The sequence below is a fragment of the Teichococcus coralli genome (assembly GCF_009829925.1).
Classification (GTDB): Bacteria; Pseudomonadota; Alphaproteobacteria; order Acetobacterales; family Acetobacteraceae; genus Pseudoroseomonas; species Pseudoroseomonas coralli.
Window position 1 is genome coordinate 40960 of sequence record NZ_SNVJ01000016.1, and the last position, 19908, is coordinate 60867.

16 protein-coding genes are annotated in these 19908 nt (G+C 72.3%); 7 read left to right on the forward strand and 9 right to left on the reverse strand.

Annotation, left to right across the window (positions count from 1 at the left end; genetic code table 11):
• Nucleotide 1: 1 nt before the first annotated feature.
• Both E0493_RS16520 and E0493_RS16525 read right to left on the reverse strand, forming a co-directional pair.
• Nucleotides 2–2824: an ATP-binding protein gene (locus E0493_RS16520; RefSeq protein WP_160938349.1), complete on the reverse strand. Its 2823-nt coding sequence runs from the start codon at nucleotides 2822–2824 to the stop codon at nucleotides 2–4.
• Nucleotides 2825–2981: 157 nt separating this feature from the next.
• Nucleotides 2982–3473 (reverse strand): Lrp/AsnC family transcriptional regulator, encoded by a 492-nt coding sequence (locus E0493_RS16525; protein WP_160938350.1) that lies wholly within the window; start codon nucleotides 3471–3473, stop codon nucleotides 2982–2984.
• A 114-nt stretch (nucleotides 3474–3587) separates the two neighbouring features.
• Between E0493_RS16525 and hppD the strand changes: the two genes are divergently transcribed.
• Nucleotides 3588–4724, forward strand: coding sequence for a 4-hydroxyphenylpyruvate dioxygenase (gene hppD, locus E0493_RS16530; RefSeq protein WP_160938351.1), 1137 nt, complete (start codon nucleotides 3588–3590; stop codon nucleotides 4722–4724).
• 3 nt (nucleotides 4725–4727) lie between these two features.
• On the opposite strand, the gene E0493_RS16535 is transcribed toward hppD, so the two are convergent.
• Entirely contained in the window at nucleotides 4728–5216 is a 489-nt protein-coding gene (locus E0493_RS16535) for a MarR family winged helix-turn-helix transcriptional regulator (RefSeq protein WP_160938352.1), read from the reverse strand.
• 90 nt (nucleotides 5217–5306) lie between these two features.
• On the opposite strand from E0493_RS16535, the gene hmgA reads away from it, so the two are divergent.
• The 3 genes from hmgA (at nucleotide 5307) to E0493_RS16550 (ending at nucleotide 9021) form a co-directional block, all read left to right on the forward strand.
• Nucleotides 5307–6665, forward strand: a complete 1359-nt coding sequence (hmgA, locus tag E0493_RS16540) for a homogentisate 1,2-dioxygenase (protein WP_160938353.1) — start codon at nucleotides 5307–5309, stop codon at nucleotides 6663–6665.
• Nucleotides 6662–7972 carry a fumarylacetoacetase gene (fahA, locus tag E0493_RS16545; RefSeq protein WP_160938354.1) on the forward strand — a complete coding sequence of 437 codons (1311 nt, stop codon included), beginning with the start codon at nucleotides 6662–6664 and terminating at the stop codon, nucleotides 7970–7972. The genes hmgA and fahA overlap by 4 nt, the downstream gene beginning before the upstream one ends.
• Nucleotides 7973–8034: 62 nt before the next feature.
• Nucleotides 8035–9021, forward strand: a complete 987-nt coding sequence (locus E0493_RS16550; RefSeq protein ID WP_160938355.1) for a Bug family tripartite tricarboxylate transporter substrate binding protein — start codon at nucleotides 8035–8037, stop codon at nucleotides 9019–9021.
• Between the two features lie 89 nt (nucleotides 9022–9110).
• Here E0493_RS16550 and E0493_RS16555 read toward each other — a convergent pair whose 3' ends face one another.
• The 4 genes from E0493_RS16555 to E0493_RS16570 form a co-directional block, all read right to left on the reverse strand.
• Nucleotides 9111–9641 carry a gamma carbonic anhydrase family protein gene (locus tag E0493_RS16555; protein WP_160938356.1) on the reverse strand — a complete coding sequence of 177 codons (531 nt, stop codon included), beginning with the start codon at nucleotides 9639–9641 and terminating at the stop codon, nucleotides 9111–9113.
• A gap of 211 nt (nucleotides 9642–9852) precedes the next feature.
• Entirely contained in the window at nucleotides 9853–10635 is a 783-nt protein-coding gene (locus E0493_RS16560) for an SDR family oxidoreductase (protein ID WP_160938357.1), read from the reverse strand.
• Nucleotides 10636–10845: 210 nt separating this feature from the next.
• A complete protein-coding gene (locus tag E0493_RS16565; protein ID WP_160938358.1) occupies nucleotides 10846–12132 on the reverse strand; it encodes a cystathionine gamma-synthase family protein in 1287 nt (428 codons plus the stop codon).
• A gap of 253 nt (nucleotides 12133–12385) precedes the next feature.
• The gene (locus tag E0493_RS16570) at nucleotides 12386–14050 is read right to left on the reverse strand and encodes a thiamine pyrophosphate-binding protein (RefSeq protein WP_160938359.1); all 1665 of its coding nucleotides are present in this window, start codon (nucleotides 14048–14050) and stop codon (nucleotides 12386–12388) included.
• Between the two features lie 61 nt (nucleotides 14051–14111).
• Between E0493_RS16570 and E0493_RS16575 the strand changes: the two genes are divergently transcribed.
• The gene (locus E0493_RS16575) at nucleotides 14112–15044 is read left to right on the forward strand and encodes a LysR substrate-binding domain-containing protein (RefSeq protein WP_160938360.1); all 933 of its coding nucleotides are present in this window, start codon (nucleotides 14112–14114) and stop codon (nucleotides 15042–15044) included.
• Nucleotides 15045–15080: 36 nt separating this feature from the next.
• Here E0493_RS16575 and E0493_RS16580 read toward each other — a convergent pair whose 3' ends face one another.
• The gene (locus E0493_RS16580) at nucleotides 15081–16703 is read right to left on the reverse strand and encodes an ABC-F family ATP-binding cassette domain-containing protein (protein WP_160938361.1); all 1623 of its coding nucleotides are present in this window, start codon (nucleotides 16701–16703) and stop codon (nucleotides 15081–15083) included.
• Between the two features lie 256 nt (nucleotides 16704–16959).
• On the opposite strand from E0493_RS16580, the gene E0493_RS16585 reads away from it, so the two are divergent.
• Together E0493_RS16585 and E0493_RS16590 are read left to right on the forward strand one after the other, a co-directional pair.
• Nucleotides 16960–17631 carry a nitroreductase gene (locus tag E0493_RS16585; protein ID WP_235913835.1) on the forward strand — a complete coding sequence of 224 codons (672 nt, stop codon included), beginning with the start codon at nucleotides 16960–16962 and terminating at the stop codon, nucleotides 17629–17631.
• The gene (locus E0493_RS16590; RefSeq protein ID WP_160938363.1) at nucleotides 17628–18839 is read left to right on the forward strand and encodes an MFS transporter; all 1212 of its coding nucleotides are present in this window, start codon (nucleotides 17628–17630) and stop codon (nucleotides 18837–18839) included. The genes E0493_RS16585 and E0493_RS16590 overlap by 4 nt, the downstream gene beginning before the upstream one ends.
• Nucleotides 18840–18904: 65 nt before the next feature.
• Here the strand turns inward: E0493_RS16590 and E0493_RS16595 are convergent, their stop codons facing one another.
• Nucleotides 18905–19885, reverse strand: coding sequence for a Bug family tripartite tricarboxylate transporter substrate binding protein (locus E0493_RS16595; protein WP_160938364.1), 981 nt, complete (start codon nucleotides 19883–19885; stop codon nucleotides 18905–18907).
• Nucleotides 19886–19908 lie beyond the last annotated feature (23 nt).

The window sequence follows — 19908 nt, forward strand, 5'->3', positions numbered from 1 at the left end:
TTCAGCCCTCCAGCGGAGCGTATTCCAGCCGCGCCGCGATGCGCTCCAGCAGCCGCTCCACCTCGACCGGCTTGTTCAGCAACGAGAAGGTGCCGCTCGGCGCATCCGCCAGGGCGCTTTCCGCGGCATCGGTGACGAAGCCGGTCAGCAGGATCGCCGGCAGGCCGGGGCGGCGCCGTTGCGCCTCGCGGATCAGTTCGAGGCCGCTCATGCCCGGCATGGAAAGATCGGACACCAGCAGGTCCACCGCTTCGCCGCCATCCAGCAGATCCAGCGCCGCCGCGGCGGAAGCCACGGGCAGCACGGAATGCCCGGCCGCTTCGAGCTGCGTGGCAAGCACGGTGCGGACGGCCGGCTCATCGTCCACCAGCAGCAGCCGGGCGCGGCCGGAGGGCGGCCCGAGGAGGCTGGCCACCGGCGCCGGGACAGCGCCCCGGTGTTCGTCGGCCAGCGGAAACCACAGGCTGATCGTCGTACCCTGCGCCGGCCTGCTTTCCACCCGCAGGGCGCCGCCGCTCTGCTCCGCGAAGCCTTTGGCCATGGAAAGGCCCAGGCCGGTGCCCTGCCCGACCGGCTTGGTGGTGAAGAAGGGCTCGGTCGCGCGCTCCAGCGTCGCGCTGTCCATGCCGCTGCCGGTATCGGCGACGGCAAGGCGCAGGTAGCGGCCCGCCGGAAGCGCCACGCCACCGCGCCTTTCGCCCTGCGGCACGACTTCGATGTCCGCGGCAAGGGTCAGCGTGCCGGTTCCCTCCATCGCATCGCGGGCATTGGTGGCCAGGTTGACCAGCACGGTCTCCAACTGGCCCTTGTCGGCCAGCAGCGGCGGCAACCGCGGCGATGCGTCCACCCGGACTTCAACGCCGCCGCCGAGCGTATGGGCCAGAAGCTCGCGCATGTTGCTCAGGAGGCCGGCGGCGTCCACCGGCTCGGCGCGCAGGTCGCTGCGGCGCGCGAAGGCCAGCAGGCGCCGCGTGATGGCGGCGCCGCGCTCGGCCGCCTGGGTGAGCATGCGGGCAAGCTGGCGGACGCCGTCATTGCCGCCGGCCTGCCGCTCCAGCAGCCCGGCGCTGCCGATCACGGCCTGCAGAACGTTGTTGAAATCATGGGCGATGCCGCCGGCCAACTGCCCCAGCGCCTCCATGCGCTGCGCCTGCGCGAGCTGGAGCTGCGTGGCCTCCAGGTCCAGCGTCCGCGCGGCGACCAGCTGCTCCAGCTCCGCTCGGCTGCGCGCCAGCACGTCGCGCGCCTCGACGATCTCCTGGATCTCCATGATGCCGCCGAACCAGCGAAGCAGGCGTCCCTGCTCGTCACGCATGGGCAGGGCGCGGGCGAGCACCCAGCGCCAGGCGCCGTCATGCCGCCGCAGGCGATACTCCGCCTCGAAGGGCGTGCCGGTGCGCAGGCAACAACGCCAGCGCTCGCTGATGGCCTCCCAATCCTGCGGATGAACCAGAGGCCGCCAGGGGTTCTCGTTGCGCTTCCCGCGGGGGTGGCCGGTGAAGTCGTGCCAGCGGGCGTTGAAGTACTCGTACTGGCCGTCGGGCGTGGCGGACCAAACCATCTGCGGCATGGTGTCGGCGAGTGTGCGGAACCGCGCCTCGCTGGCCTTCAGCGCCTGCTCGGCCTCCCGGCGCTCCGCCAGGATGGCGGCCAGGGAGGCGGCGAGGTCGTCCGCCTCGCGCAGGCCGGCGCTGCCGTGGAGGGTGCCGCCCGCCGCCAGCAGCGGAACGCGCCGGAAGGCGGTGACCACCCGGCGCGCCAGCAGGGAAGCCACCAGAAGGCCGCCCGCGAGCACGAGCGCGCCGGTCACCGCCGAACGCAGCAGCGCGGCCTGCAGCGGCGCGAGGAAGACCTGCTCCGGCACGTCCAGCTTGACGATGAAGCCGCTGGCCGGGGCATGGGCGAAGGCGATGGCGGAGGGAACGCCTTCCAGCGTCCGCGTGCCCGGCGGTGCCATGCCGGAATCGGCCGACATGATGGCTTTCAGCACGGCCGGCATGGGCAGCTTGCCGACGGTTTCCGCATCGCGCAGGGAACGCACGATGGTCTTGCCGCCCCGGTCCTGCACGGAGGCGAAGCCGCCCGACGGCAGGCTCACGGTGCCGATGAGCAGGGCCAGCCGCTCGCGCGGCACGCTGACGCCGATGACGCCCCAGGGCTCGGACGCGGCCGGCGCGCCCGGCGCCTGCACGGGAACCGCAACGGCGATGAGCGGCCGGTTGAGCTCCTGCGCGAAGAAGAGGTTGGAGATCTGCGGCCGGCCGGAGGCGAGCGCCCTCGCCACGTGCGGCTGCATCGGCACGGTGTCGGCGGAAGGCGCTGTGGCGGTGAGGCTGGTGTCGAACAGCCGGGTGCGGTCGGCACGCACGAGACGCAGGATCGCCGGTTCCGCGCCCGTCGGCAGGTCCGACGAGAGGAGACCCGCCGCGGCGCGCAACTCTTCGCCAAAGGCACGCAGGTTGCCCTGCGCGAAAGCGGTGGAGCGGGCCAGGGTTCGCGCCACGGCCGTCGCCTGGTCGAACTCGCGGTCCACCAGCCGGGCGAGGGTGCGCGCCTGCGCCACGAGCTGCGCCTCCGCCCGCGCGCGCTCCGAGCGGTACTGCATCCAGAGCGAGCCGGCGCCGAGCAGGGTGAGGGGCAGCGCCACCGCCGCAACCAGCAGCATGAGGCGCCGGGAGAGAGGGGCTGCGCCGGCAAGGACCTTTCGCGCCGGGTTGCCCGGCGGGGGGCCGGCCTGGGGCGCGTTCTGCCGCGCCGGGCCGGGCGCGGGGCCATCCGTGCCCTCCTGCCGGGCGATGGGCTGCTGGCCGCTTCTGGGCGCCATCCGTTCCTGTTTCCCGTTGCCGCCGCCCCGCGATCTCCGGAACAGGCCGTCCTGAGCACGGGGCATTGATATTCTACACGAGACGCCCTCGTGGCGAGGCGCTTTCCGGGCGTGAGGGCAGCCTTGGCCGGAAAAAGCCGCCCCGAGGGGTACGCGCTCAGCCCGGCGGCAGCGCCGCCAGGGGGAGGCGCCCGGATTCCTTCAGCCGTTCCAGCACGATGGAGGAGCGGACGCGCGCGACGCTGTCATGCGCCAGCAGCGTTTCGTTCACCAGCCGCGAAAGGCCCTTCAGGTCCGGCACCACGGCCTTCAGCAGGTAGTCCGTGTCGCCGGTCATGGCATAGGCTTCCTGGATCTCGCCGGCGCGCGCCAGAAGGTCGCGGAAGCGGCGGGCGTTCTCGCCGCTATGCGCGGTGAGCGTGACCTGGATGAAGGCCAGCACCCGCAGGCCCAGCGCCTCCGCCGCCAGCTCGGCGTGGTAGCCGCAGATCAGCCCGGCCGCTTCCAGCGCCGCGCGCCGGCGCGAGCATTGCGAGGCGGACAGCCCGATGCGCTCGCCGAGTTGCTGGTTGGTCAGCCGCCCGTCCTCCTGCAGGGCCGCCATCAGGCGGAGGTCGAGCGCGTCCAGTGTGACGGTTCCGTGCGGCATAAAGGCGTTTCATGCGGGTTATGTGCATCACTCTAGCGTCCCGCGACCGCTTTGCACACCTGTTGCACGCCACCCCGCCTATCCTCCAGGGACCGAAGAGAAGGACCGCATCCCATGGGCCCGTTCCCGCATGACGCTCCCCGCCCGGTCGTCGACGACCACAACCCGATGGGAACGGACGGCTTCGCCTTTGTCGAGTTCGCCCATCCGGAACCGGCGAAGCTGCACGCGCTGTTCCGGCAGATGGGCTTCACCGCGGTGGCGCGGCACCGCAGCAGGGCGGTCACCCTCTTCCGCCAGGGCGACATCAACTACCTGCTGAACGAGGAGCCCGGCAGCCACGCCGTGCGCTTCACCGAGGCGCATGGCCCGAGCGTGCCCTCCATGGGCTTTCGCGTGGTGGACGCGCAGCACGCCTATCGCCGCGCGCTGGAGCTCGGCGCCGAGCCGGCCGACCCGGCGGCGGGCGGCCTGACGCTCGACGTGCCGGCGATCAAGGGCATCGGCGGCAGCCTGATCTATTTCGTGGACCGCTATGGTGAGACCGGCTCGGTCTATGACGCGGACTTCGAATGGCTCGGCGAGCGCGAGCCCTTCCCGCAGGGCGCCGGCCTCTTCTACATCGACCACCTGACGCACAACGTCCATCGCGGCCGGATGGACGTCTGGTACGCCTTCTACAGCAAGCTCTTCAACTTCCGGCAGATCCGCTACTTCGACATCAAGGGCGAATACACCGGCCTGTTCTCCCGCGCGCTGACCAGCCCGGACGGCCGCATCCGCATCCCGCTCAACGAGAGCGCGGACGACGAGAGCCAGATCGAGGAGTACCTGCGGGAATACAAGGGCGAGGGCATCCAGCACATCGCCTGCGGCTGCAACGACATCTACGGCACCATCGAGGGCCTGCGCACCGCCGGCCTCGCCTTCATGCCCGCGCCGCCCGACACCTATTACGAGCGCGTGGACGCGCGCCTGCCCGGCCATGGCGAGGACCTGGCGCGGCTGAAGCGCAACGGCATCCTGGTGGATGGCGAGGGCGTGGTGGAGCACAGGAAGGCGCGGCTGCTGCTGCAGATCTTCTCCGCCAACGTCATCGGCCCCGTCTTCTTCGAGTTCATCGAGCGCAAGGGCGACGACGGCTTCGGCGAGGGCAATTTCCGCGCGCTGTTCGAGAGCATCGAGGAGGACCAGCTCCGCCGCGGCGTGCTCAGCGCGGCGTCGAAGCGCGCGGCGGCGCCGGCGAAGTAGGGCTCAGTCCTCCGCCCCATCCGCCGCGAGCTGCCGCGTGCGCGCGGCGACCTTGTCGAGGATGGCGCGGAGCTGCCGGTGCTCGGCCGCGCTCAAGGCACTGGCGAGGGACGCCTGCAACGCCCGCGCCAGCGGCACGATCTCGCCATAGACCGTGCGGCCCTTGCGGCTGAGCCGCAGCACCTGCGCCCGCTGGTCCTGCGGGTGGGCGCGGCGGTCCAGCAGGCCCTTGTCGGCCAGCCGGGTGACGGCGCGGCTGACCCGCACGCGGTCCATGCCGGTGTGCCCGATCACCTCCTGCGTGGTGGCGCTGCCGTGCTGGCCCACCACCGCCACCACGCGCCATTCCGGGATGCCGAGGCCGAAGCGCTCCTGGTAGCGCGAGGCGAAGAGGCCGCTCACCGCCTCGGTGACGACGGAGAGGCGGTAGGGCAGGAAGTCCTGCAGGATTAGCGGCGCATCCTCGGCCGCATCACGCTTCTGTTGGGCCATGCGTCCGGCTTTTCATCTCATCTGAGACGATATAGAGAAGAACCCCGTGCCGGTCGATGGCCGCCAGCGGCAGGAAAGGGAGCGAAGCGCATGAACCAGTCCGTACGGCCCGGCACGGCGGTCGCGCAGGGCACGGCGCCGGGCAACCCGGCCTATCTCTCGGGGTTCGGCAACGGCTTCGAGACGGAGGCGCTGCCGGGCGCGCTGCCCATCGGCCGCAACTCGCCGCAACGTTGCGCCTACGGCCTTTACGCCGAGCAACTCAGCGGCTCGCCCTTCACCGCGCCGCGCGCCAGCAACGAGCGGAGCTGGCTCTACCGCATCCGCCCGACCGTCGCGCATTGGGGAAGCTTCGAGAAGATCGGAGCCGGGCTCTGGCGCACCGCGCCCTGCGCCGAGCTGGACATGCCGCTGGCGCCGCTGCGCTGGGATCCGCTGTCGATCCCGGAGGGCGAGGCGCTTTCCTTCATCGAGGGCATCCGCACTGTCACCACGGCGGGCGACGCCGCCGCGCAGTCCGGCATGGGTGCGCACATCTATCTCGCCACCCGCTCGATGCGGGACGAGTATTTCTACAACGCCGATGCCGAGATGCTGTTCGTGCCGCAGCAGGGCGCGCTGCGCCTCTGGACCGAGTTCGGCATCATCGACATCGCGCCGGGCGAGATCGCGGTCATCCCGCGCGGGGTGAAGCTGCGCGTCGAGCTGCAGGGCGAGGCCCCGGCGCGCGGCTATCTCTGCGAGAACTATGGCGGCGCCTTCACCCTGCCCGAGCGCGGGCCGATCGGCGCCAACTGCCTGGCCAATCCGCGCGACTTCCTCACCCCCTTCGCCGCCTACGAGGACCGCGAGGCGCCCTCCACCCTGGTGGTGAAGTGGGGCGGCAACCTCTGGCGCACGCAGCTCGCGCAATCGCCGCTCGACGTGGTGGCCTGGCACGGCAACTACGCGCCCTACAAGTACGACCTGCGCCGCTACTCGCCGGTCGGGCCGGTGCTGTTCGACCATGCCGACCCCTCGATCTTCACGGTGCTGACCTCGCCTTCCGAGACGCCGGGCACCGCGAACATCGACTTCGTCATCTTTCCCGAGCGCTGGATGGTGGCGGAGAACACCTTCCGGCCGCCCTGGTACCACATGAACATCATGAGCGAGTTCATGGGCCTGATCGAGGGCGTCTATGACGCCAAGACCGGCGGCGGCTTCACGCCCGGCGGCTTCAGCCTGCACAACTGCATGCTGCCGCACGGGCCGGACATGGCCTCCTTCGAGGCCGCCAGCGCCGCCGAGCTGAAGCCGCACAAGCTGGAAGGCACGCTGGCCTTCATGTTCGAGACGCGCTTTGCGCAGCGCGTCACCCGCTTCGCCGCCGAGGCGCCGCAGCTCCAGCAGGACTACCCGAGCTACGGCCGGGCCCTGCGCCGGCATTTCGACCCCTCGCGCCCATGAGCGGCCTCGACGCCACGCATGACCCCGCGCGCCGCTCCTGGGTTCCGGGTGCGGATGGGCATGCCGATTTCCCCATCCAGAACCTGCCCTTCGGCATCTTCACCCCGCCGGGCGGCGATGCCCCGCGCGGCGGCGTGGCCATCGGCGGCCACATCCTCGACCTGCGCGCGGGGCTGGCGGCGGGGCTCTTCGCCGGCGCGGCGGCGGAGGCGGCCGAGGCTGCCGCGGCCGAGACGCTGAACGGTTTCATGGCGCTCGGCGCCGCGCCACGGCGGGCCTTGCGGCAACGGCTTGCCGCGATCCTCGCCGCGGGAAGCGCGGAGCAGGGCAGGGCCGCCGCCTGCCTGCATTCCGCCGCCGGATGCGCCCTGCACCTGCCGGCGCGCGTCGGCGACTACACCGACTTCTATGTCGGCATCCACCATGCCACCAATGTCGGCCGGGTCTTCCGCCCCGACAATCCGCTGCTGCCGAACTACAAGTACGTGCCCATCGGCTATCACGGCCGCGCTTCCTCCCTCCGCGTCTCGGGCACGGATGTCCGGCGGCCCCAGGGGCAGCTCAAGGCCCCGGAGGCCGAGGCGCCGCGCTTCGCACCCTGCGAGAAGCTGGATTTCGAGCTGGAGCTCGGCGTCTGGGTCGGTCCCGGCAACGCCTTGGGCGAAGCCGTTCCGGTGGGCGAGGCGGCGGCGCATGTCGCCGGCTACTGCCTGCTGAACGACTGGTCCGCGCGCGACATCCAGGCCTGGGAATACCAGCCGCTCGGCCCTTTCCTGGCCAAGAGCTTCGGCAGCACGCTCTCGCCCTGGGTGGTGACGCCCGAGGCGCTGGCGCCCTTCCGCATCCCGCAGCCTTCCCGGCCGGAGGGCGACCCGGCGCCGCTGCCCTACCTGCTCGACGGGGCCGACCAGCGGGAAGGCGCCCTGGACCTCGCGCTGGAGGTTCTGCTGCTGACGCCGGCCATGCGGGAGCGCGGCCTGCCGGCGCACCGCCTGGCGCGTTCCAACGCCCGGCACATGTACTGGACGGTGGCGCAGATGCTGGCGCACCACACCAGCAACGGCTGCGACCTGAACCCGGGCGACCTGCTGGGCTCCGGCACCCTCTCCGCCCCCGACCCGGCGGGCCTCGGCAGCCTGCTGGAGATGACGCAGGGTGGCCGCGCACCGGTTGAGCTGCCTTCCGGCGAAACGCGCCGCTTCCTGGAGGATGGCGACGAGGTCATCCTGCGCGCCCGCGCGGCGCGGGAGGGCACGGTCGGCATCGGCTTCGGGGAGTGCCGCGCCTGTATCCTGCCCGCACGCTGAAGTTCATCGTCCAGGAGAGGGCCGGTTCGAGCCGGCCGCCACAACGGAAAGAAGAAACGTCCATGTCCCGCAGCTTCACCCTGTCCCGCCGCCGGCTCGCCCTGGGCGGGCTCGCCGCCGGCCTGCTCCCCCTTGCCGCCCGCGCGGCCTATCCCGAGGCGCCGGTCAAGTGGATCGTCGCCTATGCGGCGGGCGGCGGCACGGACACGCTGGCGCGGCTGCTGGCCGTGCCGATGTCCGAGGGCCTGGGCAAGCCGGTGGTGATCGACAACCGTCCGGGCGCCGCGACCAATATCGGCGCCGAGGCGACGGCGCGCGCCGCGCCTGACGGCTACACGGTGATGAGCGCCGACAACGGCACCATGGTCTTCAACCCGGCCTTGTTCAAACAACTGCCGTACGATCCGGAAAAGGATTTCCGCCCGCTCGGCGGCATCGCCCGCTTCCACCTGGTGCTGGCGGTGAAGAAGGAGTCGCCCCTCACCGACATCGGCGCCTTCATGGCGACGGCGAAGGCGAAGCCGGGCAGCATCGACTACGGTTCGCCCGGCATCGGCTCGCCGCACCACCTGGCCATGGAGCGGCTGGCGCGCAGCACCGGCACACGCTTCAACCATGTGCCGTACCGCGGCGCCGCCCCGGCGCTGAACGACCTGCTGGCCGGGGTGGTGGAGGCGGCGGTGCTGGACACGGTCGCCGGCGGGGAGGCGCTGCGCAGCGGCATGGCCCGGCCGCTGGCCGTCTTCTCCGCCGCCCGTCAGTCCGGGTTCCCGGCGGTGCCGACGCTCTCCGATGCGCTCGGCCTGGAAGGCTTCGAGGCCTATGCCTGGCAGAGCCTTGTCGCGCCACGGGCGACGCCCGACGCCGTGGCCACGCGGCTGACGGAGGAGTTGCGGAAGGCGCTGGCGCAGGAGAGCGTGCAGCGCAAGTTCCGTGAGATCGGCGTCGAGCCGTTGCAGGCCTCGCCCGGGCAGGTGCAGGCCATGCTGGCGGCCGACCGTGCCGTCTGGGTGCCGCTGATCCGGGAGCTGGGCATCACCCTCGACTGAGGCCGCGCTGCGGGCAGGCCGCGGCCGGCACCGCGGGAGGGGAGCCGGGGAATGAGGGTCCGGGAGGCGGAGCCTCCCGGAGCGCGGTGTCAGCCGATGCGGCGCAGCCCGGCGGCGAAGCGGCGCCAGTTGCGGACGTAGTTCGCCGCCGAGGCGCGCAGCTTCTCGGCGGTTTCCGGCTCCAGCGTGCGCGCCACCTTGGCCGGCGCGCCGATGATCAGCGAGAAATCCGGGAACTCCTTGCCTTCCGTCACCAGCGCGTTGGCGCCGACGATGCAGTGCCGGCCGATGCGCGCATGGTTCAGAACCGTCGCACCCATGCCGATCAGCGAGCCGTCGCCCACCGTGCAGCCATGCAGGATGGCGTGGTGCCCGACCGTGACGTCGGCGCCGATGGTCAGCGGGGCGCCAGGATCGGCGTGCAGCATGGCGCCTTCCTGGACGTTGGTGCGCGCGCCGAGGCGGATCGGGGTGTTGTCGCCGCGCGCCACGGCGCCGAACCAGAAGCCAACATCCTCCGCCAGGGTGACGTCGCCGATGACATGCGCGTCCGGCGCCACCCAGTAGCGGCCTTCCTCCGGCAGGGTGGGCGCGATGTCGTTCAGGGCATAGATGGGCATGCGGGACCTTCCTCGTCTTCGGGAGTGGCGCCCGACAGGCGCCAGCCTCCGGTTCTTGTGGGGGAATAGTAGCCTCGGGCATGACCCGGGCCCAACCCGCCATGCCCGGAGGGAAAACCGGGCCGCCCCGGGGCTCCGTCGGCCGCGCCGGGCCTGCGCAAGGCGCCGGCGGCGGGGCCGCCTCGCCCCGCGCATGGCAAGCGCGGCTGTGCTACATCACGGGCGAAAGGTTGCCGTCCACGTTGATCGCCGTTCCGGTGACGTAGCCGGCCAGGTCTGAGGCCAGGAAGCAGGCGACGTTGGCGAACTCCTCCGCGGTGCCGACCCGCCCCATCGGGATGTCCCTGCCCATCCCGGCGAGGAAGTCCTCGAAGGATTGGCCGCTCTGCTGCGCGGCATGGCGGCGGACCCACTGATCGCTCTCGATCAGGCCGACATGCAGCGAGTTGACCAGGATGTTGTGGGGCGCGCCTTCGCCGGCCAGCACCTTGGTGAGGGCCATGCCCGCCGCCCGCGACACCGCGGTGGGGGCGCCCTCGGCCTTGGGCGCCTTGGCGCCGATGTTCAGCACGTTGATGATCCGCCCCCAGCGCCGCTCCGCCATCTGCGGCCAGACCAGCCGCGCAAGGCGGATGGCGGCGAACAGCTTGAGGTCCAGATCGGCCTGCCAGACCTCGTCGGTGATGCCGGTGAAGGCGCCCCTCTGCGAGGTGCCGGCGTTGTTCACCAGGATATCCACCCGCCCCAGCCCGGCCATGACCTCGCCATGGGCGCGCGTGACATCCTCGGCCCTTGAGACGTCGCAGGCCACGGCCAGCACGCGGCCGCGCGCCGTCCTGCCGACCGCCTCCCGGGCCGCTTCAAGGGCCTCGGGCCGGCGTGCCAGCAGCGCGACATCCGCGCCGCTCGCCGCCAAGCGCGTGGCGATCGCGAGGCCGATGCCCTTGCTGCCGCCGGTGACCACGGCCGCCCGGCCGTCGAGCTTGATTTCCATGTCCGTTCCCCCAGGCCCGACCGGCTGCCGGCTGCCCGGGCGGGCTCCCGGCGCCGGAGGGCGCTGCCGCCACTGTCAGCGGCATGCCGCCGGGCGGCAAGGTGCGTTCGCGCGTCCGGCAGGCCGGGAAGGGCGCCTCAGATCCTGCCGGCCGGCGCCGTCTCCGGTGCCGGACGCGCGCGGGGGGGAAGGAATGTCCTTTCGCCGCCGTCACGTCCCGATGGCGTCGAGCGCCTGCGCCAGGTCGGCGATCAGGTCCTCGTGGTGCTCGATCCCGATGGAAAGCCGGACCAGGCCGTCCGTCACCTCAAGGCGCTCGCGGATTTCCGCCGGCACGCCGGAATGGGTGGTCGAAGCCGGATGGCTGGCAAGGGACTCCGTTCCGCCCAGGCTCACCGCCAGCTTGAAGATCCGGAGCGCGTTCAGCATGCGGAAGGCTTCCGCCTGGCCGCCCTTGATCTCCAGGCTGAAGGTCGAACCCGGCCCGGTGCACTGCGCCTCGTAGACGCGGCGGGCCTCGCTTCCCTGCGGCAGGAAGCCGAGCGCATGCACCCGGGCGACCCGCGGATGCCCGGCGAGAAAGGCGGCGACCGCCTCGGCATTGCGGGATGCCTCGCGCATCCGCAGCGAAAGCGTCTCCAGCGAGCGGCCCACCATCCAGCAGGAATGCGGGTCAAGCTGCGTGCCGATGGCGCTCCTGAGAAGGCGGACCGGCTGCACATGCGCCCTGGCGCCCGTCACCGCGCCGCCGACCAGGTCGCTGTGCCCGCCCACGTACTTGGTCAGGCTGTAGACGGAAAGGTCCGCGCCGAGCGCCAGCGGCTTCTGGAACAGTGGCCCGAGCATCGTGTTGTCGCAGACAACGAGGGGGCGGTGCCCCTGCGCCTGGCCGATGCGATCGGCCACCCTGCGGAGCAGGGCCAGATCCACGAGCGAATTGGTGGGGTTGGACGGTGTCTCGACCATGATGACGCTGACCCGCCCCCGGGCCATCGCCGCCTCCGCCGCGCGGCCAACCGCCTGCTCGCTGAGGCCGTCCGGGAAGCCCTGGGCCTGGATGCCGTAGGCCGCGAAGGTGCGCATCAGCAAAGTTTCGGTGCCGCCATAGAGAGGCTGGGAGTGCAGGATGGCGTCGCCCGGGCGGGCATAGGTCAGGATCACCGTCGCGATCGCCGCCATGCCCGCGCCGAACACCAGCGAGGCCTCCGCCCCTTCGAAGACCGCCAGGCGGTCCTCGACGATCTCGGCGTTCGGGTGGTTGAAGCGCGAATAGACGAGGCCGGCCCCGCCGGGCGGCGCCGGCTGCCGGCCCGAGACGACGTCGAAGTAGTCCTTGCCCTCCTCCGCGGAGCGGAACACGAAGGTGGAGGTGAGGAAGACCGGCGGCTTGACGGCGCCCTCCGAGAGGTGCGGGTCGTAGCCGTAGCCGAGCATCAGCGTCTCCGCGTGGAGAGGCTGGTTGCCCATCGGGCCGTCCAGGCCGCGCTCCTTGCCCATCTGTTCCTCCCGCTGATCTGCTTTTCGTGGATTACCGACATGCCGCCCTGGCGAAACGCGCCGGAGCGCCCAGGGATGCGGCGCCGCTCCTGCGGCCCATGACCCAGGCGTGGCCTGGACTGCGCCGGCCGCGCTTTCCTTCCCTGCCATCCGCCTCCTGGCCGTGATCCTTTCCGCGGCCGGCGCGGCGGGCGTGCGGACTCGCTGCGCCTTGCCTGGTTATGCGCCTGTTGAGCTGCTGGCGCCGCGCCGCTCAGTCCGGCGCCGGCTGCAACAGGTCCACCGGCGGTGCCGCGCCACGCGGCAGCACCGCCTGCAGCGAGGTGCGGACCACGGCGACGAGCGGCCCCGGCGCCCGCAGGGCCGCGGCCAGGGCCGGCAGGTCCGCCTCCGCCTGCACGCGCAGCAGCGGCGCGCCGAAGGCGGCGCACCAGGCGCCCAGATCGGGATTGACCAGGTCGGTGCCCGAGACGCGCCCGGGATGTTGCCGCTCCTGGTGGATGCGGATCGAGGCATAGCTGCCGTTGTCGGAAAGCAGCAGCTTGATGGGCAGGCGGCGCGCCATGCCGACCGCCAGCTCGTTGCCGGTCATCAGCGCCCCGCCGTCGCCCACGGCGCAGATCACCATGCGCTCCGGGTGGCGCAGCGCCGCGGCCACCGCCGCCGGCACCCCGAAGCCCATGGCGCCCGAGATCGGCGCCAGCAGGCGCTGTGGCGGCCGCCAGGCCAGCTTGCGGTAGAAGGGCGCGGCGAAGGTTCCGGCGTCGAGCGTGAGGATGGCGTCCGCCGGCGCGCATTCGCCGACCAGCCGCGCCACGCGGAGAAACGGCAGCCCGTCCGGGAAGCTGCCGGCCATGGCGCGGCTGTCCTCCTCCTGCAGCCGGCGCAGGCGGCCGTTCCAGGCGGCGCGGCCGGACGGGGCGGCGGCGCGCTCGGCCGCCAGCGCCGCCAGCACGGCAGGGGCCTCGGCGGCGATGGCCGGCTCCGCCGGAAAGAGCCAGCCGAGGAAGCGCGGATCGGCGCAGACATGCACCAGCCGCTGCCCGGGCGCGGGCCAGCTATAGCCCTGGGTGGTGATGTCGGTCAGCCGCGTGCCGAGGGCCAGCACGAGGTCCGCCTCGGCGAAGGCCTCCCGCTGGGCGTCCGGGTTGCGCAGGCCAAGGTCGCCGGCATAGAGCGGATGGTCGTTCGGAAAGAGGTCCTGGCGGCGGAAGGACACCGCCACGGGCAGCTGCCAGGCCTCGGCGAAGGCCCGCAGCGCTTCCCGCCCGCCCGGCACGTCCAGCCCATGCCCGGCCAGCAGGATCGGCCGCTCGGCGCGGCGCAGCAGGCCCGCGAGTTCCGCCGCGGTCTCCCCCGGCAGCCCGGCGCCGGCGAGGCGCGTCGGCGGCAGGGCGGGGGCGGCGCAGGGCGCGGACAGCACATCCTCCGGCAGGGCGAGCACCACCGGCCCTGGCACGCCCTGGGTCGCCATGCTCCAGGCGCGGGCGATCAGCTCCGGCACCTCGTCCGGATGGGTGGCCTCGCCGACCCATTTGGCGATGCCGCCGAACATCGCGGCATAGTCGATCTCCTGGAAGGCGCGGCGGCGCAGGTCGCGCTTCTCCACCTGGCCGATCAGCAGGATCAGCGGCACCGCGTCCTGCTCGGCGGTGTGCAGCGCGATGGCGGCGTTGCAGGCGCCGGGGCCGCGCGAGACCAGCACGATGCCCGGCCGCCCCGTGAGCCTGGCGTCGGCCACCGCCATGAAGCCCGCGCCGCCTTCCTGCCGGCAGGTCACGAGGTCGATGGAGGGGTGCGCGTGCAGCGCGTCGAGCAGCGCGATGTAGGATTCCCCCGGCACGCAGAAGGCGCGGTCGGCCCCCCGCGCGGCCAGCGTGTCGAGGAGCACCTCGGCGGCGGTCTTGGCGTTTCCCATGCGGCATGGATAGCGCGCCAGCACATGCGCCGGCTCGCAGTATCAGCTATAGCCCAGGGCTATGGACCAGACGCGGCTGCGCTCCCTGCTGGCGATCGCCGATCATGGCGGCTTCGGCCGGGCGGCGGCGGCACTCGGCCTCGCCCAGCCCAGCCTGTCGCGGCAGGTCGCGCTGCTGGAGCAGGAGGTGGGCCGGCCGCTGCTCTACCGCCACGGCCGCGGCGCCCGGCTGACCGAGGACGGGCAGCGCCTGGCCGATGCCGCGCGGCCGCTGCTGGCGGGGCTGGCCAACCTGCCGGCGGCGCTCGACGACCCGGTGCCGCGCGGCCAGGTGGTGCTCGGCGTGCCGACCTTCATGTCCGTGCACCTGGCGGAGTCGATCTTCGGCGAGCTGCGCCGGCGGCATCCGCAGCTGCAGATCCGCCTGGTCGATGGCTTCAGCGGCTTCATCAACCAGTGGCTGACGGAGGGCCGGCTCGACATCGCCATCCTCTATGACAGCCAGCGCAGCCGGGCGATCGCGGCGGAGGTGCTGGCCGAGGAGGACCTGCTGCTCTTCGCCCGGCGGCGCCGCGCCCGCGACCTGCGGGGGGAGGTGCCGGTGCCGGTGCCGGCGCTGGCACGGCTCGACCTCGTGCTGCCGGACCGGCAACACGGGCTGCGCCGGGCGCTGCAAAGGGCCGGGGCGCAGCCCGACCCGTCGCTTCTGCTGGAGGTGGACAGCCTTTCCGCCATTCGCGCGCTGGTGGAGCGCGGCATCGGCTGGAGCGTGCTGCCGCGCGCCGCCCTGACGCGGGAGAAGGCGGACCGGCGCTACATCCTGCGCGGCCTCGGCGCGCCGCCGCTGCGGGCGCGGCTGATGGTGGCGGTCAGCCCCGCGCGCGCCATGACGCCGGCCCTGCGCGCCGTGCTGGCGCATCTGCACGCCATGGTCGGCCGGCTGCAGGCCGAGGGCATCATGACGCCGCCGGCCGACGGCATGCCGGGGCGCTGAGCCGCCCCAGCCGGCCGTCCCAGCCGGCCGCCCGGGTCAGCCGCGCAGCCCCGGCGCCTCCTGCCCCGTGCGCGCCACGTACTCGGTGTAGCCGCCGCCATACTGGTGGATGCCCTCGGGCGTCAGCTCCAGCACGCGGTTGGACAGCGCGGCCAGGAAGTGCCGGTCGTGCGAGACGAAGAGCATGGTGCCCTCGTACTGCGCCAGGGCGGCGATCAGCATTTCCTTGGTCGCCATGTCCAGGTGGTTGGTCGGCTCGTCCAGCACCAGGAAGTTCGGCGGGTCGTACAGCATCCGCGCCATGACCAGCCGCGCCTTCTCGCCGCCCGACAGCACGCCGCACTTCTTCTCGACCTCGTCGCCGGAGAAGCCGAAGCATCCGGCCAGGGCGCGGAGCGAGCCTTGCGCCGCCTTGGGGAAGGCATCCTCCAAGGTCTGGAAGACCGTGCGCTCGCCATCCAGCAGCTCCATGGCGTGCTGGGCGAAGTAGCCCATCCTCACGCTGCCGCCGAGCGCGACCGTCCCCTCGTCCGGCTCGGCCGTGCCGGCCACGAGCCTCAGCAGCGTGGACTTGCCCGCGCCGTTGGTGCCGAGCACGCAGCAGCGCTCCTTGCGGCGCACCAGGAAGTCCAGCCCGTCATAGATCACCCGGTCGCCATAGCGCTTGCGCACCTTGCGCAGGTTCACCACGTCCTCCCCGGAACGCGGCGCCGGCAGGAACTCGAAGGCGACGGTCTGCCGGCGCTTCGGCGGCTCCACGCGGTCGATCTTCTCCAGCTTCTTGACGCGGCTCTGCACCTGCGCGGCGTGCGAGGCGCGCGCCTTGAAGCGCTCGATGAACTTGATCTCCTTGGCCAGCATCGCCTGCTGCCGCTCGAACTGCGCCTGCTGCTGCCGTTCGTTCATCGCGCGCTGCTGCTCGTAGAAGGCGTAGTCGCCGGAGTAGGAGGTCAGCGTGCCGCCATCGATCTCGATCACCTTGTTGACGATGCGGTTCATGAACTCGCGGTCGTGCGCGGTCATCAGCAGCGCGCCGTCATACTGGCCCAGGAACTGCTCCAGCCAGATCAGGCTCTCCAGGTCGAGGTGGTTGCTCGGCTCGTCCAGCAGCATCACGTCCGGGCGCATGAGCAGGATGCGGGCGAGCGCCACGCGCATCTTCCAGCCGCCGGAAAGCGCGCCGACATCGCCGTCCATCATGGCCTGGCTGAAGCTGAGGCCGGCGAGCACCTCGCGCGCCTGGCCTTCCAGCGCATAGCCGCCAAGGCTCTCGAAGCGGGCCTGGACCTCGCCGAAGCGCTGGATGTTTTCCTCCAGCGCGTCCGTCCGCGCCGGGTCCGCCATGGCGGCCTCCAGCGCCTGCAGCTCGGCGGCCACGGCGCTGACGTCGCCGGCGCCGTCCATCACCTCGGCGACGGCGCTGCGGCCCGACATCTCGCCCACGTCCTGGCTGAAGAAGCCGATGCTGACGCCGCGCTCGACCAGCACCAGCCCTTCGTCCGGTTGCTCCCGCCCGGTGATCATGCGGAACAGCGTGGTCTTGCCCGCGCCGTTCGGGCCGACGAGGCCGATCTTCTCGCCCTTCTGGAGTGCTGCCGAGGCTTCGATGAAGAGAAGCTGCTGGCCGTTCTGCTTGCTGATGTTGTCGAGGCGGATCATGGCTACCTGAGGCGAGGGGAGGGCGGTTCTGGCGCGCTTATGCCACGCCCGGCGCCGCCAGGCATGCCCGCACCGCCCGCGGCGCGCGTTGAAATGCGCCGTGAGGCGGCTTTCGCGAGCCAGGACCCCGCCGCCGCGCCGGTGCCTGCCGGCCGGACCGGTGAACCCCCCGCCCTGGCGGCCGCCGCCTCCTTGCGCCAGACTGCGGCGGCGTGCCGGTGAACAGGCACCTGTCTTCCGAGGGGGAATGCGGCGCATGGATGTGTTTGAGGCGATGGCCACGCGCCGCAGCGTGCGCGGTTTTCTGCCCGATCCCGTCCCGCGCGCCGCCATCGTGTCGATCCTGGAGATCGCCGCGCGCGCCCCGTCCGGCTCCAACGTGCAGCCCTGGAAGGTGCGCGTCACCGAGGGGGACGAGAAGGCGCGCCTTTCCGCCGCGCTGCATGCCGCGCATGACGCCGGCACCGTGACGCCGCGCGACTACCAGTACTATCCCCGCCACTGGCGGGAGCCCTACCTGTCGCGGCGCCGCAAGGTGGGGTGGGATCTCTATGCGCTGGCCGGCGTCGCCAAGGGCGACCATGCCGCCGGCCATGCGCAACGGGCGCGCAACTTCGACTTCTTCGGCGCGCCGGTCGGGCTGGTCTTCACCATCGACCGCGACCTCGAGCAGGGCTCCTGGCTGGACTACGGCATGTTCCTGCAATCCGTCATGCTCGCGGCCCGCGGCTTCGGGCTGGACACCTGCCCGCAGGCGGCGTTCTGCGACCACCACGACGTGCTGCGCGCCCATCTCGGCATCCCGGCCGAGGAGGCGGTGGTCTGCGGCATGGCGCTCGGCCGCGCGGACCCGGGCGAGCCCGCCAACCGCCTGGCGACCGAGCGCGCGCCGCTGAGCGACTTCGTGCGCTTCGGGCCCGAGGCATGACCGGCGAGCAGCTGCTGGATTCCCGGACGGCCTGGGTGCGCCTTGCCGCCATTGTCGCGCTCACCACGCTGGGCGGCGCGGGGATGTGGTCCGTCGTCGTGGCGCTGCCCTCGGTGCAGGCGGAGTTCGGCGCGACGCGCGGCGCGGCCTCGCTGCCCTATACGCTCACCATGCTCGGCTTCGGCGCGGGCGGCATCCTGATGGGGCGGCTCGCCGACCGCTTCGGGGCGATGAAGCCGCTGCTCGGCGCGGCGGTGGTGCTGGCGGGCGGCTATGCGCTGGCCGGCCTGGCGCCAAGCCTGACCTTCTACACCCTGGCGCAAGGGGCGATGATCGGCGTCGGGGCCTCGGCCACCCTGGCGCCGCTGATGGCCGATGCCTCCCTCTGGTTCCGCCGGCGGCGCGGCATCGCGGTCGCGCTCGCGGCCTCCGGCAACTACCTGGCGGGCGTGGTCTGGCCACCACTGCTGACCTGGCTGATCGGGGCCTATGGCTGGCGCGTGGCGCACCTGGCCGTCGGCGGCATCTGCCTGGTGGCGATGTCGCCGCTGGCGCTGATGCTGCGCGCGCGGGCGCCGGAACTGAAGGGCGGCGGCCTCGCCGGCGAGCGGGGGCAGGCACGGCCGCTCGGCCTCTCGCGCAACGGGCTGACGGCGATGCTTTCCTGCGCCGGAGTGGCGTGCTGCGTCGCCATGGCGATGCCGCAGGTGCATATCGTCGCCTATTGCGGCGACCTCGGCTACGGCGTGGCGCGGGGCGCGGAGATGCTGTCCCTCATGCTTGCCTGCGGCATTGTCTCGCGGGTCGCCTCCGGCTTCATCGCCGACCGGATCGGCGGGCTCCGCACGCTGATGCTGGGCTCGGTGCTGCAGGGCGTGGCGCTGTCGCTGTTCCTGTTCTTCGACGGCCTCGGCTCGCTTTTCACCCTTTCGGCCCTGTTCGGCCTGTTCCAGGGCGGCATCGTTCCCTCCTATGCGGTGATCGTGCGGGAAAGCTTTCCGGCCTCCGAGGTGGGCACGCGGGTGGGCATCGTGCTGATGGCGACGCTGGTCGGCATGGCGCTGGGGGGATGGCTTTCCGGCGTCATCTTCGACGCCACAGGCAGCTACGCCGCCGCCTTCCTGAACGGCGTCGCCTGGAACGCCGCGAACCTGCTGATCGTGGCGACGCTGCTGCTGAGGAGCCGCGCGAAACTGGCCGCCGCCTGAGGGTGAGGGGGCTCCGCCCCCTCACCCTCAGGCAGGGGACACGCTCCCCTGCACCCGCGACGCCTCTATTCCGGCTGCACGCCCGCCGCGCGCATCACCGAGCCGTAGCGCTCGACGCCGTCGCGCACCAGGGCCATCACCTCGTCGGAGGTCTCGAAGCCCGGCCGCGGCGCGACCCCGGCCAGTTCGATGAGCTTCGGCGCGCTTTGCTGGATCGCGGCCCGGAAGCCGGTGCCCAGCGCGGCCAGCACGGGCGCTGGCGTGCGGGCCGGGGCGAGGATGGGGAAGAACTCCTCATGGATCAGGTTGGGCAGGCCCGCCTCCGGCGCGCTCGGCACGTCCGGCAGCGCCGGGCTGCGCTGCTCCGCGAGCACCGCCAGGGCGCGCAGCCCGCCGCCACGCACCTGGCCGAGCGAGGAGGCCATGGTCGGCGTGCCCAGCTGCGCCTCGCCCTGCGCCAGGGCGGCAACGCTTGGGCCGCCACCGCGGTAGTGCACCACCTCGACCTGCGCCTGGGTGCCGGTGCGGAACAGCTCGCCGCCGAGATGCACGCTGCTGCCGATGCCGGCCGTGGCCAGGTTGTACCGGCCCGGATTGGCCTTCAGCAGCGCCACCAGCTCCGCCACGCTCTTCGCCGGCACCTGCGGGTTGACGACCAGCACATGCGGCGAGAAACCGGCCACCGCGACGCCCACGAAGTCCTTGACCGTGTCGTAGGGCATGCGCGCAACAATCGCCGGCACCGCCGAATGAGAGCTGTTGATCAGCAGCGTGTAGCCGTCCGGGGCGGCGCGCGCGACCGCCTCGGCGCCGATCATGCTGCCGGCCCCGGCGCGGTTCTCGACGACGATCGGCTGCCCGAATTTCTGGCTCGCCGCGTCCGCGATGATCCGCCCGACGATGTCGTTCGATCCGCCGGGAGCAAAGGGGACGATCAGCCGGATGGGCCGGTCGGGCCGCCAGGCCGGCGCGGCCTGCGCGCGCGCGGCCGCAGGCACGAGGCCGGCGGCGAAAGGAAGGGCAAGGGCCTGTCGGCGGGTGGGCATCGAGAACGTCTCCCTGGTTCGGC

Excerpts from the sequence above, each read along its gene's own strand:
- E0493_RS16550 (WP_160938355.1), top strand. The coding sequence starts at position 8,035 with ATGTCCCGCAGCTTCACCCTGTCCCGCCGCCGGCTCGCCCTGGGCGGG.
- E0493_RS16555 (WP_160938356.1), bottom strand. The coding sequence starts at position 9,641 with ATGCCCATCTATGCCCTGAACGACATCGCGCCCACCCTGCCGGAGGAA.
- E0493_RS16525 (WP_160938350.1), bottom strand. The coding sequence starts at position 3,473 with ATGCCGCACGGAACCGTCACACTGGACGCGCTCGACCTCCGCCTGATG.
- E0493_RS16535 (WP_160938352.1), bottom strand. The coding sequence starts at position 5,216 with ATGGCCCAACAGAAGCGTGATGCGGCCGAGGATGCGCCGCTAATCCTG.
- hppD (WP_160938351.1), top strand. The coding sequence starts at position 3,588 with ATGGGCCCGTTCCCGCATGACGCTCCCCGCCCGGTCGTCGACGACCAC.
- hmgA (WP_160938353.1), top strand. The coding sequence starts at position 5,307 with ATGAACCAGTCCGTACGGCCCGGCACGGCGGTCGCGCAGGGCACGGCG.
- E0493_RS16570 (WP_160938359.1), bottom strand. The coding sequence starts at position 14,050 with ATGGGAAACGCCAAGACCGCCGCCGAGGTGCTCCTCGACACGCTGGCC.
- E0493_RS16590 (WP_160938363.1), top strand. The coding sequence starts at position 17,628 with ATGACCGGCGAGCAGCTGCTGGATTCCCGGACGGCCTGGGTGCGCCTT.
- E0493_RS16595 (WP_160938364.1), bottom strand. The coding sequence starts at position 19,885 with ATGCCCACCCGCCGACAGGCCCTTGCCCTTCCTTTCGCCGCCGGCCTC.
- E0493_RS16565 (WP_160938358.1), bottom strand. The coding sequence starts at position 12,132 with ATGGGCAAGGAGCGCGGCCTGGACGGCCCGATGGGCAACCAGCCTCTC.
- E0493_RS16575 (WP_160938360.1), top strand. The coding sequence starts at position 14,112 with ATGGACCAGACGCGGCTGCGCTCCCTGCTGGCGATCGCCGATCATGGC.
- E0493_RS16560 (WP_160938357.1), bottom strand. The coding sequence starts at position 10,635 with ATGGAAATCAAGCTCGACGGCCGGGCGGCCGTGGTCACCGGCGGCAGC.
- E0493_RS16585 (WP_235913835.1), top strand. The coding sequence starts at position 16,960 with ATGGATGTGTTTGAGGCGATGGCCACGCGCCGCAGCGTGCGCGGTTTT.
- fahA (WP_160938354.1), top strand. The coding sequence starts at position 6,662 with ATGAGCGGCCTCGACGCCACGCATGACCCCGCGCGCCGCTCCTGGGTT.
- E0493_RS16520 (WP_160938349.1), bottom strand. The coding sequence starts at position 2,824 with ATGGCGCCCAGAAGCGGCCAGCAGCCCATCGCCCGGCAGGAGGGCACG.
- E0493_RS16580 (WP_160938361.1), bottom strand. The coding sequence starts at position 16,703 with ATGATCCGCCTCGACAACATCAGCAAGCAGAACGGCCAGCAGCTTCTC.